At 42.9% G+C, this 17,622-nt stretch carries 15 protein-coding genes; 9 read left to right on the top strand and 6 right to left on the bottom strand.

Annotation, left to right across the window (positions count from 1 at the left end; translation table 11 throughout):
* Positions 1-126 precede the first annotated feature (126 nt).
* From CJF29_RS02890 to iadA, 3 genes are read left to right on the top strand one after another with little or no spacing between them, the layout of a single operon-like run.
* Positions 127-1,542, top strand: coding sequence for a leucine-rich repeat domain-containing protein (locus tag CJF29_RS02890; RefSeq protein ID WP_099146897.1), 1,416 nt, complete (start codon positions 127-129; stop codon positions 1,540-1,542).
* Positions 1,543-1,562: 20 nt separating this feature from the next.
* Positions 1,563-2,939: a C4-dicarboxylate transporter DcuC gene (gene dcuC, locus CJF29_RS02895; protein ID WP_009000166.1), complete on the top strand. Its 1,377-nt coding sequence runs from the start codon at positions 1,563-1,565 to the stop codon at positions 2,937-2,939.
* Positions 2,940-2,957: 18 nt separating this feature from the next.
* Positions 2,958-4,103, top strand: a complete 1,146-nt coding sequence (iadA, locus tag CJF29_RS02900; protein WP_099146917.1) for a beta-aspartyl-peptidase — start codon at positions 2,958-2,960, stop codon at positions 4,101-4,103.
* Between the two features lie 34 nt (positions 4,104-4,137).
* Here iadA and CJF29_RS02905 read toward each other — a convergent pair whose 3' ends face one another.
* Positions 4,138-4,821 (bottom strand): IS630 family transposase, encoded by a 684-nt coding sequence (locus tag CJF29_RS02905; RefSeq protein WP_141561047.1) that lies wholly within the window; start codon positions 4,819-4,821, stop codon positions 4,138-4,140.
* On the bottom strand, positions 4,737-5,150 hold the full coding sequence (locus CJF29_RS02910) for a helix-turn-helix domain-containing protein (RefSeq protein WP_099147678.1): 414 nt from the start codon (positions 5,148-5,150) through the stop codon (positions 4,737-4,739). Before CJF29_RS02910 ends, CJF29_RS02905 begins: the two co-directional genes overlap by 85 nt.
* Before the next feature lie 73 nt (positions 5,151-5,223).
* On the opposite strand from CJF29_RS02910, the gene CJF29_RS02915 reads away from it, so the two are divergent.
* From CJF29_RS02915 to CJF29_RS02940, 6 genes are all read left to right on the top strand, one after another.
* Positions 5,224-6,594 (top strand): porin, encoded by a 1,371-nt coding sequence (locus CJF29_RS02915; RefSeq protein ID WP_099147116.1) that lies wholly within the window; start codon positions 5,224-5,226, stop codon positions 6,592-6,594.
* Between the two features lie 7 nt (positions 6,595-6,601).
* Positions 6,602-8,125 carry a M14 family metallocarboxypeptidase gene (locus CJF29_RS02920; RefSeq protein WP_099147117.1) on the top strand — a complete coding sequence of 508 codons (1,524 nt, stop codon included), beginning with the start codon at positions 6,602-6,604 and terminating at the stop codon, positions 8,123-8,125.
* Positions 8,126-8,157: 32 nt separating this feature from the next.
* Positions 8,158-9,387 (top strand): porin, encoded by a 1,230-nt coding sequence (locus CJF29_RS02925; protein ID WP_099147118.1) that lies wholly within the window; start codon positions 8,158-8,160, stop codon positions 9,385-9,387.
* A gap of 2 nt (positions 9,388-9,389) precedes the next feature.
* Positions 9,390-10,283 carry a hypothetical protein gene (locus tag CJF29_RS02930; protein ID WP_099147119.1) on the top strand — a complete coding sequence of 298 codons (894 nt, stop codon included), beginning with the start codon at positions 9,390-9,392 and terminating at the stop codon, positions 10,281-10,283.
* Between the two features lie 127 nt (positions 10,284-10,410).
* Positions 10,411-11,817, top strand: a complete 1,407-nt coding sequence (locus CJF29_RS02935) for a hypothetical protein (protein ID WP_255299403.1) — start codon at positions 10,411-10,413, stop codon at positions 11,815-11,817.
* A gap of 266 nt (positions 11,818-12,083) precedes the next feature.
* Positions 12,084-12,599: a DUF3836 domain-containing protein gene (locus tag CJF29_RS02940; RefSeq protein ID WP_004306995.1), complete on the top strand. Its 516-nt coding sequence runs from the start codon at positions 12,084-12,086 to the stop codon at positions 12,597-12,599.
* Positions 12,600-12,737: 138 nt separating this feature from the next.
* Here CJF29_RS02940 and msrB read toward each other — a convergent pair whose 3' ends face one another.
* From msrB to CJF29_RS02960, 4 genes are all read right to left on the bottom strand, one after another.
* On the bottom strand, positions 12,738-13,766 hold the full coding sequence (gene msrB, locus CJF29_RS02945) for a peptide-methionine (R)-S-oxide reductase MsrB (protein ID WP_074558614.1): 1,029 nt from the start codon (positions 13,764-13,766) through the stop codon (positions 12,738-12,740).
* An 84-nt stretch (positions 13,767-13,850) separates the two neighbouring features.
* Positions 13,851-15,188: a TolC family protein gene (locus CJF29_RS02950; RefSeq protein ID WP_074558644.1), complete on the bottom strand. Its 1,338-nt coding sequence runs from the start codon at positions 15,186-15,188 to the stop codon at positions 13,851-13,853.
* 9 nt (positions 15,189-15,197) lie between these two features.
* Positions 15,198-16,298, bottom strand: coding sequence for an efflux RND transporter periplasmic adaptor subunit (locus CJF29_RS02955; protein WP_099147121.1), 1,101 nt, complete (start codon positions 16,296-16,298; stop codon positions 15,198-15,200).
* A gap of 80 nt (positions 16,299-16,378) precedes the next feature.
* Positions 16,379-17,620 carry an ABC transporter permease gene (locus CJF29_RS02960; protein ID WP_004296204.1) on the bottom strand — a complete coding sequence of 414 codons (1,242 nt, stop codon included), beginning with the start codon at positions 17,618-17,620 and terminating at the stop codon, positions 16,379-16,381.
* Positions 17,621-17,622 lie beyond the last annotated feature (2 nt).

Consider the following 17,622-nt stretch of genomic DNA (forward strand, 5'->3'; position numbering starts at 1 on the left):
TAGAAAGAAGAAAATACAAAAAAAGGCGCTTTATTTGCAATATTAATCTTTTGTTAAGGTCTGTATTAATCTTTTCGTTTACTCGTTAATGTTACTTTTACGCTCAAAACCAATACTTTTGAAATTATGATGCGAATGAACAAACCGATGACTACTGCAATGTTTTGCATGGCATTATTGCTTGGAGGACTCTCATCTTGTACCACAAATGATGTGGAAGATATACAGGGAGATGGTGAACAAGACCTTTATGAAATTAAGGATCGTGCGTTGGGAGAATACCTTGTTTATAACTGTAGCCGTACAGACGAAAACAAGCTTCCTTATGAAATGGCTGTTGCGGAAAATGGCAAATTCTATCTGAACACCCAAAAAGCCGCTACCGTGGAAAACCTCTATCTGGTAAAAAACGATGCGCAGATATCTAAATTGGAGAGTGCAGGGTTGGCTACGGCTGCAGTGAAAATTGTAGATATGGACGGCTTGCAGTTCTTTACCGCTCTAAAGACATTGAAGATCACCTCCAATTCAGTGGAACGTATGGACCTGACCGCATTGACCCAACTTGAAACGGTTGAGATGAACAACAACTGCGTTGCAACACTGGACTTATCACAGAACACTAAACTCGTTCGCTTTCGTTATGGTGGGAACACTACTACCGATACGTCTACCAAACTTTCGACAATTAGCTTCGCAAATAATAATGTGATAGAACATATTTATTTAAAGAACCAGAATCTTCAGGAGAATGGGTTTACTCTTCCTTCAAACTATTCAGCATTGAAAGAACTTGATTTGAGTAATAACCCGGCTGCTCCTTTTGCTATTCCGGAGGATTTAATGAACCAATTGACTACTGCTGTCGGAGTGGTGGCTGACTCTGAAGGAGGAGGCGATGAAGACGGTGAATTGTTCACGATCCCGGATCAGGCTTTTGGAGAGTATCTTTATTATCTATCGACAACAGCTGGCAAGTTGCCACAAGGACTTGTTGTGAAAGAGGGAAATGAATATCAATTGGATAAGACAATTGCAGCTACTGTCACTTCTGTGAATGTCAATAAAATGAAGGACACGATTACTGAATTACAAGCTGCTGGTTTAACAACTGCGGAAACTTTGATAAGTTCTGCAGATGGATTACAGTTCTTTACAGGATTGGTTGAATTTACAGCTACGTCAAATAAGTTTACCGAGGCACTTCCGATTACTGGACTTAGCAATTTGGAAGTCTTGCAAGTGAACACGGCAGGAGTTGGCTCATTGGATTTGAGTGGTAGTCCCAAATTACGTATTCTGAACTGTAATGGTAGTACGAAAAGTGGATATGGCACGTTGTCGTCTATTAATCTTTCATATACATCCAATCTGGAGACTCTTAATCTGAAAAATAATAAACTGGAGGCAATCAATGTGACGAATCTGGTTAAGCTAACAGAACTCGACTTAAGTGGTAATCCTGGTGCAAACTTCAGGATTCCGGCAGGAATATTTAATAATTTGACTACTACTAAAAATAAAGGCGTAGAAGCTGAATAATTCAAATAAAGGATACTATGATGATATATATAGGTGCATTTATAGCCTTACAGGTAATTGTATTGGTGGCTTATTGGCTAATGAAAAAGAATAATCCGCAGGGAGTATTGATGGTAGCCGGAATTCTGATGTTGGCACTTAGTATGCTGCTTGGTATGCATTCGCTAAGTCTGACTGAAACAACGGGGACGCCAGTTTTCGATCTCTTCCGGATTATCAAAGAAACTTTTTCATCGAATATGCTTCGTGTCGGTTTGATGATTATGACTATTGGAGGTTATGTAGCTTACATGAAAAAGATAAAGGCTAGTGATGCATTGGTATATGTGTCTATGCAACCGCTGGCCATATTCAAGAAATTTCCTTATATCGCTGCTTCCATTGTCATTCCTATCGGGCAAATGCTTTTCATCTGCACACCGAGCGCAACGGGACTTGGACTGTTGCTGGTCGCTTCTATCTTTCCTATTTTGGTAGGCTTGGGAGTGAGTCGTTTGACGGCAGTATCTGTTATTTCTGCTTGTACCATTTTTGATATGGGCCCCGGTTCGGCCAATACTGCCCGGGCGGCGGAACTTGTCGGTCAAAATAATATGCTGTACTTTGTTGAACACCAGCTTCCGCTGGCCATTCCGCTTACTATTTTGCTAATGATTGTTTACTATCTCACCAATCGTTATTTTGACCGCAAGGATCGCCAGTCTGGACGTACACAGCCTGAAATGGTGGATACGAAAGATTTCAAGGTAGATATTCCTTTGATTTATGCGATTTTGCCAGTGTTGCCATTGTTCCTGTTAATCATATTCTCGAAGTATGTACACTTGTTCGATCCTCCGATCGAGTTGGATACCACTACGGCAATGTTCGTCTCTTTGGCAGTTTCCATGTTGTTCGAGTTGATACGGCTTCGTTCCTTTAAAGCGGTTTTTGTGACTATGAAATCATTCTGGGAAGGGATGGGTAAGGTATTTACCAATGTGGTGACACTGATTGTTGCAGCAGAAATCTTCTCTAAGGGATTAATTAGTCTTGGCTTCATTGATGCGTTGGTCGAAGGATGCACCAGTCTGGGATTCTCTGGAACTTTGGTTTCTATTGTCATTATCCTGATTCTTTTCCTGGCTGCCATCCTGATGGGAAGTGGTAATGCTTCTTTCTTCTCGTTTGGCCCGCTGGTTCCGTCAATCGCTACCAAAGTCGGTATGGCACCCGTGGATATGATATTGCCTATGCAATTAGCATCGAGCATGGGACGGGCGGCGTCACCTATTGCCGGTGTGATTATTGCTATCTCGGAGATCGCTGGTGTATCGGCTACCGATTTGGCCAAACGCAATATCATTCCGCTGACAATCACACTGATTGCCATGATAGTTATTCACTTTTTTATTTAACAAGTAATACTGATTATGATGTTCAAACTGATTCAAAATATACATCTTTATGCTCCTGAAGACAAGGGGATGAACGACCTGCTTATTTGTGGTGAAAAGATTGCTTGTATCGCACCCCATATCGATATTCGTGGAATAGAAGTAGAAGTGATCGATGGAGCAGGCATGAATGCTGCTCCCGGCTGTATCGACCAACACGTACATATCATTGGCGGAGGCGGACAAACCGGATATTTCTCTCTGGCTCCTGCAGTGCCGCTTAGCCGTTTACTGGCTTGTGGAACGACTACGGTAGTCGGACTATTGGGAACCGATGGCTTCGTGAAGCAATTACCGGCACTTTATGCTAAAACAAAAGCACTATGCATGGACGGTATATCAGCTTATATGCTTACCGGCTACTATGGACTTCCCACTCCTACATTGACAGATTGTATTGCCAATGATTTGATTTTCATTGATAAAGTGATCGGCTGTAAGATAGCTATAAGCGATGACCGTAGTTCCTATCCTACCAAAAGTGAGCTGATGCGTATCATTCAGCAAGTACGTCTGGGGGGCTTTACTTCTGCCAAGGGTGGAGTGATGCATGTGCATTTGGGAGCTTTACCCGGAGGCATTGATCTGTTGCTTGAGATAGCGCGGGAATATCCTTCATTAATCAGCTATATTTCTCCTACCCACATGGGACGTACGCACGATCTGTTCTTGCAAGGAATTGAATTTGCCCGTATGGGGGGAATGATCGATATTTCCACAGGCGGAACGAAATATTGTGAACCCTATGAAAGTGTATTGGAGGGATTGAATGCCGGAGTATCTATTGATCGTATGACTTTCTCATCGGATGGTAATGCCGGTGTGCGTCGTAAAGACCCGGTTACCGGGGAAGACAGTTATACTGTGGCACCCTTACATCGAAATCTGGAACAGGTAATCCGGTTGATAGTGGATGGAGGTATTGCCCCTTCGGATGCTTTCCGCCTGATTACAACGAATCCTGCCCGTACAATGAAACTGAAAGGAAAAGGAGAACTCTGGGAAGGATGGGATGCGGATATAACGCTGTTTGATGATAAATGGAAATTGCAGGGTGTCTACGCTCGTGGTGCGGAAATGATGCATGAAGGCATCGTGATACGTAAGGGAAATTTTGAAATGTAATACTAAAACAACATGGATAAGTAACTAATCAAAATTAAGCAGCATAATGACTAAAGTTAATATTCAGTTGTGTTCCTATCGCCGCCAAAGCCCTATTTGTGGCATAAAACAGCGATTCTGTAGTGACATAATCTTGCGGTCGGAGCCATTTCCCTTTCATAATACGCCAAAGGGTCTCCACAATGTTCAAATGAGGAGAGTATGGGGGAATGTAGAAAAGAAAAAGTCCCCGTTTTTCCCATATTGGACGCATTCGCTTTATTTTCTCATTACGGTGTACACTTGCATTGTCAAGCACAACAAATGTCTTTCTGTTGAGCTTGAAAGAGAACCTGTCGAGGAAATCCACGACTTTCTCTGCATCAACAGAATCGCAGGTGCAGAAACCTTCAAAGCGGTTATTCCTGTCAATCATACCAAAGATGTTGAGCCGTTTGGCTTTTTCGACAGGAATGTAAACGTCTTCTCCGGAAAACTGCCACCCGTAAGGGACATAGCCTTCCGTGCAGATATGAGATTCGTCACCATAGAAGAGGTCGATGGAGCCTTTTTCAAAAAGTACTTCAAGTTCTTGCAGCTTCTCGGTCTTATACGCATAGAGCTGCGGCGAGGGCTTACCCTTAGGACGTTTTCTTATACGTCTATATCTTGCGCCAATGCGGATAAAAAACGTTTGAACGTCGATTCGCTCGCTTCCTTGCCCGAAGCATTCTGCCAGGCTTCTTTGGCTGCACGCACACTCTGTCGGTCCGACTCGATGGCTTTGCGCACAGCTTCCTCGTCCGAACAGTCCATGATGGCTTTGCGACCTTGTCCCGGACGTGTATATAATCCTTGGATTCCTTGGTTTTCGAAACGTTTGACCCAACTGCCAACGGTTTGGGCGGTCATTTCCGTTTGTGCTCCCACTTGGGGCGCACTCAAGCCCTCTGCTTTGAGCAATATGGCGCGGCAACGCATACGAAAACAATGGCTTTCGCCTGTACGGAAACCGGTGGTAAGTTCCCGACGTTCGGAATCGCTCAACGTCAATTTCTTGATTTTCATTTGTCTTGCGGTTTGGTTCGAGACAAAGATAATGCAATTTCGACATATGTGAAATAATTATGAATAACTACTTATGAAAAAATATCTATTATTCCTGATAGGGCTATTCTTGTTCCTTCCGCTAATGGCGCAGACAGACGAAGGCAGTGATGACGCCGAAATAGTGGAAGCCAGCGATGAAAGTTTATCAGATATCGACAACAAGGTAGTCCTCCATCGCTATAAAATGGGGGATGGTTTAAGACTCACAACACAGGGCGGCAATAAGCTGGTTATTAGCGGAATGGTACAAACCTCGGTAGAAAGCCGTCGCTTTGAAGATGTGGATCAGATGTACAACCGCTTCCGTGTGCGACGTGCCCGTGTGCGTTTTGATGGAAGTGTCTATCATGATAAATTGCGTTTCCGCTTGGGACTCGACTTGGTGAAAGGTAGTGAGACGGACGATGATTCCGGTTCCTTATTGATGGATGCTTATGCAGCCTATCGCCCTTGGGGTTCTAAACTGGTCGTTTCGTTTGGACAGCGTTCCACTCCTACGGATAACTACGAATTACAGATGAGTTCCCACACTTTACAGTTTGGCGAACGTAGTAAGATCACTTCTGCATTTAGCACGATTCGTGAATTGGGAGTCTTTGCCGAAAGTTCTTTCCGGGTAGGCAGCAAAGGTCTTCTACGTCCTGCTATTGCCATCACTGACGGTTCCGGTCCGATTTCGGAAGGAAAACGTTATGGTGGATTAAAGTATGGCAGCCGGCTGGATTATCTTCCTTTTGGAGCTTTCCGTTCGATGGGAGGAAGCAGAGAAGGGGATATGGCTTACGAACTGACTCCGAAGTTAAGTGTGGGTGTTGCTTATAGCTATGCGGACGGCACATCCGACCGTCGTGGCGGCCGTAGTAACGGGGATATTCTTTATATGAATGACCGTGATGAAATAGATCTTCCCGATTATGCTAAATTGGTGGCAGACTTTGCCTTTAAGTATCGCGGATTTTCCATGTTGGGCGAATATGCGAAGACCTGGGGATATGTTCCTTCTTCTATTACGAAACGGGTAAGAAACGATGGTACCACCGCTACTACCTTTGACGTGAACGGAGAGCAGAATGTAGAAGCTTATATCAAAAATAGAATGATGTTGGGGCAAGGGTTTAATATTCAGGCAGGATATATGCTTCGCAGTCTTTGGAGTTTTGACTTGCGTTATACATACCTTAAGCCGGACGAATATTCATATATGAATAATAATCTGTATTTCAACAGACGTAACTTTTATGATTTTAGTGTCTCCAAATATCTGACACGTAATTATGCTGCCAAAATACAATTAACTGTCGGACTGGCCCGTAGCAATGGTGAAAACCGTACTCCCGATAGTACATACACCTATAATGGTAATGAGTGGATAGGAAACCTATTGTTCCAATTTAAATTCTGATGAAGCTATGAAACGAATATTATTAATACTCTGTCTTTTATTATCCGGTCTTCCATTCTATGCTCAACAGACCGGAAAGGTGACGGCGAAGTTCTTCCCCGACCCACAGGTCGACATGGATACACCGGCATTTGCCAAGAAGCATGGTTTCACCACTTATCGTGAGTTGATGACGTTCTTGCATGATTTGGCTACCGCTCATCCGGAATGGGTGAAACTTCAAATTGTAGGTCGTACCCAGCGTGGACGTGAAATTCCTATGATAAAGGTGAGTAAAGGAGGAAGTGATAAGTTACGTGTCCTCTATACAGGATGTGTACATGGAAATGAACCGGCTGGTACGGAAGGACTTCTATATTTTATGAAGCAACTGACCCGTGATCCTCAATTGTCTGCCCTGCTTGATAAGATGGATTTCTATATCCTGCCTTCGGTAAATATTGACGGAAGCGAACAGGGAGAACGGCTCACTGCCAATGGTATAGACCTGAACCGTGACCAGACTCTTTTGTCAACCCCGGAAGCACGCACTTTACAACGGGTTGCTCTGACAGTCAAACCTCATTTGTTTATTGATTTCCATGAATACAAACCGCTTCGTGCCTCTTACGAAGAAGTGACCGACGGGCTTCTGGTTACCAATCCTAACGACTTTATGTTTTTGTGGAGTAGCAACCCGAATGTATCTCCCGCATTACGTGCTGTTGTAGACGATTTTTATGTGCCTGAAGCTAGTCGTATGGCTGATGCGGAAGGACTGACACATCATACCTATTTTACTACTAAAAGTAATCGTGGAGAAATTATATTCAATATCGGCGGTTCCTCTCCTCGTTCTTCCACTAATATCATGGCATTGCGTGGAGCTATTTCAATGTTGATGGAAGTACGTGGTGTTGGTTTGGGACGCACTTCTTACAAACGTAGGGTATATACTGTTTATAAATTGGCAGAGTCATTTGCCCGTACCACTTTTGAGCATGAAGATCAAATACGAAAAGCTGTAGATGAATCTGCTCATTATAATGGTGATATTGCCGTGACTTTCCGTTCGAAACCCGCTTCCGACTATCCGTTGAATTTTATCGATATCCTTGCTTGTAAAGAGATAACTGTGCCTGTTGAGGCCCGTATCGCTCCCGAATCGGAAGTCGTACTGACCCGCGAACGCCCTGTTGCCTATTATCTGGACGCCAACCAAAATCGTGCAGTGGAAATATTGCAGCATTATGGGGTTGAACTGGAACGGCTGGAATCTCCTGAAACGGTTGAACTGGAGTGTTACACTGTTACAAAAGCAGTAGAAAGCCATGATTTGGTAGCCGGTATTTTACCGTTGAATGTGGCAACAAATACCAGTAACCGTACGATTACTCTTCCGGCCGGCAGCTATCGTATTCCCATGTCCCAACCTTTGGCCACCCTTGTGACAGTATTGCTGGAACCGGAATCAGCCAATGGTTTCGTCAACTACCGCGTGATTGATGCTGCAGTAAACAATACGCTGGGCGTCTATCGTAAAATGAAATAGATTAATTAATGACGATAAATAGAATACAAGATATGAAAAAGATAATAATAGGAGTTTTCTCCTTGATTTTGGCTACAGGTATGTATGCTCAGACAATTGGAAACGAGGTATTTCCGCAACTGAAAGATGGTTTGCTTGACTTGAACTTGAGAACACCCGGTCAGAAACTGCGTTTTGGCGGTTATCTCCAGGGATCAGGTTATTATACGGACATAAAGAACGCAGAGTCGGAATATGGATTTGATATTGAACATGCTTATTTAAGTCTGGAAGGTTCGTTCCTGAATGAGAAACTGGGATTCTTTTTACAGGCAGATTTTGCAGATTCCTACCCTTTGTTGGATGCATGGGTTTCGTATGCTCCCTGGAAACAGTTGAAAATCAGTGCCGGACAGAAACAGACTTTTACCAATACCCGGCAGATGATGATGCTCGATCAGGGACTTGCTTTTGGTGAACATTCATTGATGGATCGTACTTTCTCCCGTACAGGCCGTGAGTTGGGATTATTTGTTGAAAGCCGCTTGTCACTTGGCAAACTCGGATTCGATTTGGGCGCTGCTGTTACTTCCGGTGACGGACGCAATTCATTTGGTTCATCAAGCACTGACCCTGATTTGGGTGGGTTGAAATATGGCGGACGTGTCACTGTTTATCCGTTGGGCTTCTTTACGAGCGGTAATGAAATGGTCTTTAATGATTTTATTCGTGAGAAATCTCCCAAATTGGCTATCGGTGCGGCCTATAGTTATAATGTCGGTGCCAGTAATATCGTAGGTGAGGGACATAATGATTTTCAGATGTATGATAAAGAAGGTGCTGCGGATTATCCCGACTATCGTAAGTTGTCTGCCGATTTACTCTTCAAGTGGAATGGTTTTTCCTTGTTGGCAGAGTATGTCAATGCAACAGCGAACGGTTTGAACGGGCTTTATGTAGAAAAGGATGAAGGTGCAAAATTGAAACCGCATCAGATAGCCAATTACCTGGCTTTGGGAAATGGATTCAATGTGCAGGCTGGGTATCTTTTCCGTAAATTATGGGCGCTTGATATTGCTTACAGTAAAGTGAAACCCGAGTGGAAGGAGACTGAACAGAGTGTTTTGCGCGAGGCGGATAACATCACTTTCGGAGCATCGAAATATTTCAATAATAATACGTTCAAGCTACAGCTGGCAGGTTCATATACCTCATACAATCAGTTAGTGGGGGCAGGATCTAAGGAATTTCAGGTTAAGTTGAATCTTCATATTCTCTTTTGATAATGATGCGTGTAGCAAACTTATTGATTTTAATCATTGCCGTATTGATGACGAGTTGTTTTAAAGACGACGAATCGGAATCTTTGGGAGAAACCTCCGGGTTTCTTCCGGGAGACGGTATCGTGACATATTCCGGATATGCGCCTTTGGCCGACCGGCCTGTCCGCATACATTTTCATATCCCTGTCAACGGGGATATGAAAAAAATGCCGGTGTTGTTTGTATTTCCCGGATTAGAAAGAAATGCCGATGATTATTTGAATGCATGGCGCGCAGAAGCATCCAACAGGGAGGTAATGGTCTTTGTGTTTGAGTTTCCTACGGAGACTTACTCTACTGCACAGTATATCGAAGGAGGTATGTTTCAGGGAAATACGTTGCTTGATCGTTCAGAATGGACATTCTCACTTATTGAGTCTGTTTTTGATACTGTCCGGAAAGATACCGGTTCTTCGCGGAATAAGTATGATATGTGGGGACATTCTGCCGGAGCGCAGTTCGTGCACCGGTATCTGACGTTTATGCCTGATACCCGTGTTGATAGGGCGGTAAGTGCCAATGCGGGTTGGTATACATTGCCCGATGTGGATGTTGCTTATCCTTATGGCTTGAAAAATACGGATGTCGCAACGACCTCCCGGGTGGCATCGTTGTTTGCCCGTAAACTGATTGTTCATTTGGGCACGGCAGATACGGATCGTAACGGATTGAACACTTCAGCAGGTGCCGAAGCACAAGGGGCAAACAGGTATCAGCGTGGTAAGTATTATTTTTCAGAAGCGAAGCGTATCAGTACCAAAGACGGTTGTTCATTGAACTGGGACAAGTATGAGGTGGCAGGTGTTGCACATGAGTATGCCAAGATGGCGGCAGCCGGAGCAAAAATACTCTATTAAGTAAGACTAAAATTTTGAGCCATCGGTTAAATAGCTTATTTTTGTTGACCTATTTATCAGACAGGTATTTAAAATGTTTCTATCGGCATCGTACATACAAGGATTGTATTCTTTAGGGCAAAAGATTATGCTATTGATATTCTGCCTCTCTTTTACTGTATCCGTACGTGCTGTACCTCCCGCAGAAGAGATTAAGAGAGTGAAGGCAGATCAGATACTTGATACCAAACAGTTTAATTATCTGGATAAAGGGAGCATTATCACATTGCAGATTGTGCTTCCCGAGCAGGATAAAGTGGTGTTTGAGTCGCTGATGCGCATTGAAAGTACAGATAAAGAATTATATAATCTGATTCTTTCCCGTTCTCCGCAGGCAGGTACTGAACTTCTGTGGGTGTGTAATTCAGAGGTTGAGAAAGTGCGGATAGGCTCTCCAAAAGATTCAATCCGGACTGATACCATGTCAGTAGGCTTTTCGGTTCGTTTCCCGGCAGATTCGGTTTATATATCCGCAAATGAACATTCTTATGCATTTTCGTCGCATGGCATTCGCTCGGACCGGGGGTATCGATTTCATATTCTGGGTGATAAACGTTCCCATTTGAAGTTGGTGGAGGGGCATGCTGAATTGTTGTCGATTGGAAAGGAGGAGCAACATCTGTCCGCCTGGTACTGGATTTTATTGATTATTGTGGTGGATATGATTGTGTTCCTGGGAATGCATTGGCGGCGTAGGCGTCAGAAGAGATTGAAGGCAAGCAACCGGATTGAGATACTCACCTCATTTGGCGATGAAGGAGAAAGGGTTAAGTTACCCCGGTATAATGCCGTTTACCTGTTTGGCGGATTGCAGGTTTTTGACCGTAATGGTGAGGAAGTCTCGCAACGTTTTTCTCCACTTCTGCGTGAGCTGTTTATTTTGTTGATTTTGCGGTCGGCGGAAAATGGAATATCGTCGGAAGAACTCACGACCATGTTGTGGTTTGATAAAGATGATGTAAGTGCCAAAAATAACCGGGCAGTAAATCTTTCCAAGTTGCGTGTGTTGGTAGAATCTGTTGGTGGTTGCACTATCTCCAAGATTTCGGGTAACTGGCGGGTGCAATTTGATAAAACAGCTTTTGTGGATTACTATGAATGTCTTCCGGAACGGATTCGTCCCGATAGCCTGACAACCGAACGAATTAAAATCATAGCAGCACTAACAGCTAAAGGCGGCTTGCTGAATGAGTGTGACTATCTGTGGCTCGATACTTTTAAAAGCCGGATAGCAGACAGCCTGATTGAATCTTTATTAAAGTATGCCACTTTATTAGATGAGCATGAAGCTTATGATACCAAATTATTAATATCCGATATTATCTTCCGGTTCGATTCCGTGAATGAAGCGGCTCTTAGACTCAAATGTGCCACTTATGTATCTATGCGTAAGCAATATATGGCTAAGACTACTTATGAACATTTCTGCAGGGAATACAAATCACTGTATGACGAACCTTTTGAGCATTCTTTTAATAGCATTATTAGTCAGTAAATTATTTCCTTATTTGTTCGTTTTTTAATGGGTTGTTCGCTTTTGAGCGTACAACTGTTCGTTTTCGTACACCGTTCTGTTTTATGATTTCTCTGATTATTAGTTAGTTATCGTTTTGGCACGCTCGTTGCATCTCTATAGTCGCAAACGGGCAACGAAGAAAAATGAAAAAAACTTCAGAAGGTTGCAACCGTTTGAGACGCTTGATCCGTCTAATAAACAGAAGAACAAAAACAGAATGTTGAACAAATAAAAAATATACAATTATGAAGACTACAGTATTATTCAGAATGATCGTTTTAGTTGCTATGGTATTTGCAGGAATCGCTAATACAACAGTGAAGGCACAGGGTAATAACTTCATTACTAATGAAGAAAAAGTAGATGATCTTGTAGTATCGAAAGTGATTTACAGACTCGATGGTTCTCTCTATCGCCACATGAAATATGATTTTACCTATGACGATCAGAAGAGAATGTCCTCCAAAGAAGCTTTCAAATGGGATGCTTCTACTGAAAAATGGATACCGTACTTTAAAATTGATTATACTTATTCATCTAATGAAATCACTTTGGTATATGCACGCTGGAATGACTCTCACAGAGCTTACGACGCATCTGTTGAAAAGAGCGTTTATGAACTGAACGACGCTAATATGCCGGTTGCTTATATGAACTATAAGTGGAATGATAAATGGATTGAAGAATCCGCTGCTAGCTGGGCTATGAATGTATCTACTCCGGCAACTAATGAAGCAACTCTGCTGACTGCCAGCAGATAAAAATAAATCGGAGTTGTGAAACTCCTTCTCTCTCTTTTAATTTAACTACATTAAAAACGGTGGATTTCCTTATGGGATAATCCACCGTTCTGTTTTTCTAATGAACAGTTACGATTAGCTTTTGTAACTCTTCAATATCTATTTAACGAGTGGTAGATATTCTCCATAACCTTCCTCTTTCATTTTATCTTTCGGGATAAAACGAAGTGAAGCGCTATTGATGCAATAACGTAATCCACCTTTCTCTTTCGGTCCATCTGTGAATACGTGTCCCAAATGAGCGTCTCCGGTTTTACTGCGTACTTCCGTACGTATCATGCCATGCGAAGTATCTTTTTTTTCTGCGATCAGATCTTTTTGAATCGGTTGGGAAAAGCTTGGCCACCCGCAACCAGAATCGAACTTGTCGGTAGAGACAAACAGAGGTTCTCCGGTAGTAATATCCACATAAATGCCGGGGCGATGCTCGTTCCAGTATTCATTGTGGAAGGCTGGTTCAGTGGCATTCTTTTGGGTTACGGCATATTGTTCCGCCGAGAGTTCCTTACGGAGGGTTAGATCATCCGCTTTTTGATACACTTTAGCTTTCGGTGCATTCGCTTTGCGTGCCATTTCGAATAAGGCAGGATTGATATGGCAGTATCCACCCGGATTTTTATCCAGATAGTCCTGGTGGTAAGTCTCTGCCGGATAGAAATTTGTCAATGGCTTTACTTCTAGGACGATAGGAGTTTTATATTGCGCGGATAATAGTTGAATCGCCTGCTTGATGACAGGGAGATCTTCTTTATCTACATAATAAATTCCGGTTCTATACTGCGTTCCCCGGTCATTACCTTGCTGGTTGAGGCTGGTAGGATCGATTGTCTTGAAATATAGATCGAGCAGTAAATTCAAATCTACCGTTTTCGGATCATAAACCACCTTTACTGTTTCGGCAGCATTGGTTTTTCCTGAACAGACCTGTTCATAACTCGGATTGGCAACATTACTGTTGGCATATCCTACCTGAGTACTTTCTACTCCTCGAATTTGTTTCAGGAAATGTTCTGTCCCCCAGAAACATCCTCCCGCAAAATAGATTTCTGCTTGATTCTTCATTGGTTTAGCAACTCCTAAAAATGTATTACTAATCATTACAATCACTAGGACGATAAAATACTTCATATCCGTTAGTTCTTTCTATAATAACGAATGAACCAACGGATATGTTTTAAGGAACTACTATACTAAACTCAACTTTATTTTTTTTCATTCAATGACTTGTCCTTTGTAGAAATCCAGAATTTTAGTCCGGAACAGATAGTCATATTTTGCCTGCAACTTATCCGAAAGAGCTTTCGTCAGATTAAGTTTGGCTTCATTGTATTCCACAAAGGTAGCCTTGCCGTTATTGAACTTCTCACTCATCAGGCGGAAAGACTCTTCGTTGGCTTTCACTGCCACTTCACTGGAGTTGTATTTACTTTCTGCTGCCAGAGCATTGTACCAGGCTTGCTGAATTTCTTTATAGAGTACTTTTTTACTATTATCCAACTTCAAGGATAAATCTATTTGTTGCAAACGAGCGGTGCGTACCCGGTTTCTTGTGGCAAAACGGTTGAAGATTGGCACGCTCAAATTAAATCCTATATATTTATTCAGATTGTTTTTCATCTGACTGCCGAAGCTGCTCTCTGATCTTCCGCTAACCGTATAATAATTACTTCCCAGACCGGCACTGAAAGAGAGTTGTGGATAAAACGCACTTTGGGCAATACGAATACTATTAAGACTACCTTGTAAACGATATTCTGCAGCCTTAATGCTTGGTTTGTAAGTAAGCGCCTGTGTATATATGTCATCCGGCGGAGTGAGAGATTCGAACTCTAATTCTTCCTTAGGGCTTTCGAGTACAAATCCTTCAGGCGTGGGTAATTCCAAGAGTTGGGTGAGATCCAGTAAGGACAGTTTGTACGTATTGTCTGATTGTACAGCAGTCATTTCATCCTGTGCAACACGGGCTTGTGCTTCGGCCACTTCAGAAGAGGATGCCTTACCCACTCCCTGAAGACCTTGAATACGTTTTAACTGGTCTTTGCTTAAATCGACCTGATTATGAGCAATCTTACTTAATTCTTGATTGAATAAAACCTGTAAATAAGCCGAAGTGACATTGATTGCAATATCCTCTCTGGCTTTATTCAAATCTTCTATAGCAGCTTTTAAATCCAGTTTGGCAAGTGAATATTGGTTGGACAATTGCAAACCGGTAAATATAGGTACGTTTGTTCCCAAGCTGAAACTGGTATTGGCGCTGTTGATGTCACTATACGAGTTGTCTATCGGAGAAGCGGTACGACCCCAACTCCAGTTTTGACTGGCACTACCACTCAAATTCGGAAGGCGTGCCCATTTAGTGGTGTTTACGCTCACTTTGCCTGCTTCGACATTATTGGCCGATTGACGGATTTCTATATTATGCTCAATGGCATAGTCGATACATTGCCGCAGCGTCCACGCTTGCGAAGAGTTGTTCTGTGCCTGGATGGAGGTGATTCCGACTCCGGCAAGCAGAAGGGCTGATATGGTTTTACGAATTATATTCATCGGATTCAATTATTTATCTTTTTTCTCTGCACCACGTATTTTGTCCTGAATGGTTACCCCTTTCTTGATTTCTATCTTGATTCCATCACTCATACCGGCAGTTACCTGTGTACGCTGGAACTTTTGTTCGGGCACTGAATCTGTCATGATGTACACAAATGTAGAGTCACCACTAAACTCAACAGTGCTTTCGGGCACTGCCAATACTTGATTGGCTCTTTGTAATACGATTTCCGCATTAGCCGAATATCCGGAACGAATCTGAACAGAATCCGGAATGGTAATCGCAGCCTTGATTTCAAACTGGTTGGCTCCATTGGTTTCTACCCCTTTCGGAGAGATATATTCCAGAATGGCATTGAAAGTCAGATTTTGTAAAGCTCCGATGGTCAGCTTGATTGGCATTTGTTCGTGGATACGTCCCACTTCTGTTTCATCAATATTGCCGCGGAAAATCATATCGTTCATGTTGGCTACCGTAGCAATCGTGGTTCCATCATTGAACGTATTACTCATAATCACCGAATTACCAGCTTTTACAGGTACGTCCAGAATTAACCCGTCAATGGTAGAGCGAATCATCGTGCTACTGAAAGAGGCAATGTTTTTGGTAATTCCTTCTTTTACGATTTCCAGATTGTCTTTGGCCGTCTGTCTCTCTTCGCGAGCCTGTTTCAAAGCCACTTCACTTTTCTCGTATTCCTCCCGGCTAATTAACTGACCGTCATACAACTTCTTCACACGGGCGAAATCCGTTTCTGCCTGGGTTGCATTAATTTCTGCCAGGCGCACACGGCTTTCTGCAGAATTCAGTTGTCCGAGTTCAGGGATTACTTTTACTTTGGCAATAACTTCCCCTTTTCTTACAGCTTGTCCGGCTTCTTTATATACTTCGTCGATAATACCCGAAATTTGCGGTTTGATTAAAATTTCGTCTCTCGGTTCCACCTTTCCGGTAGCTACTGTAGTTTTTTGGAGGTCAGTCATTTCCGGTCTAACTGTTTCGTAAGTGATTACCTTAGGCTTGGATTTCTGATAAAGGAATACGAATGTTCCGACAAGAATGATAGCAATGACTACCAATAATGTGATTTTCAGATACTTTTTCATGATTTTATTTATAATTTTATTATTTACGATTGATGATTGAAACTAAACTCCTCACATATCCAGATAACTGTTCCACTTCCTTATTCATCCCGAATCGCCTCAATCGGTTTGATAGCCATGGCCCGGTAAGCAGGTGCCAGACCTGCCAACATTCCCAGTGCGATTAGAAGGGCACAAGTACCGATTGCCAGTCCGAAAGTAACTTGAAAACGGGTGTCCCCTCCGTCAGCGTTGGCTCCCATTTCTACAAGTTGCAACACCATGACGGCAAAGGATATTCCACACATTCCTGCAATGGTGGTAAGTACCATACTCTCTGATAGAATTTGTTGCAGAATATCTTTCGGTCGTGCACCGATCGCCCGGCGGATACCGATTTCAGTGGTACGTTCTTTAACGGTCACCATCATAATATTGGATACTCCGATGGCACCTGCCAGCAAAGTTCCCAATCCTACCATCCAAACAAGTATGTTGATACCGGTAAACAGGTTATCGACCATAGAGAACATAGCTTCGGCATTCAGGCACATAACAGCCTGTTTGTCATCCGGGGAGATATAATGTGCGGCTTTAATGACCTGTTCCATTTTGGGTTGTATTTCAGACACTTTGACTCCATGCTTCGCAGTGAAACAGATCACATCAATTCGTCCTCCCAGATTATATGTTTGCTGCATCGTAGTGAAAGGAAGAGTGACGGCCTCCGAAGCCCGTCCCTGTATATTCATGTCCCCTTCGGAAGAAGACATGCCAATCACTTGATAATAAATGCCATCTACTCTTACATATTTGCCACAAGGGTCTTCTCCCGGTTTGAAAAGACTTTCATAAATTCGTTTTCCGATGACACATACTTTGCGTGCTTCCTTTATATCCACCTCATTGATGAACCTGCCGTATGCCATTTCCTGTGATTCAATGTGGAGATAATCCGGATACAATCCTTTCACGCTACAATCATATTTCTTATCTTCGTATACGGCTTTGGAACCCCAACGGGCTACGGACGGAGTAATGATCTCCACCTCTTTCACTTGGGAGCGAAGACGGTCAATGTCGGTAGATTCCAGATTCCACCATCTCCCTTTGCGGAAGCCTTTGTAAGCCTCGCCCGTTCTTTGCGAGACAAGGAAACCGGAATTGGTGGCAAATCCTTCAAAGTTCTTTTTCATCATGTCCTCCAATCCTTGCCCGCCGCCGATAAGGGCTACGAGCATAAAGATTCCCCAGAAAACACCGAATGCAGTCAGCAGGCTTCTCGTTTTATTTCTTGTAATGGTAATGAGGATTTCCTCACAGGTATCCATGTCTATTCTCATAG

It is taken from the genome of Bacteroides celer (genome assembly GCF_002632415.2).
In the GTDB taxonomy this organism is placed as follows: Bacteria; Bacteroidota; Bacteroidia; order Bacteroidales; family Bacteroidaceae; genus Bacteroides.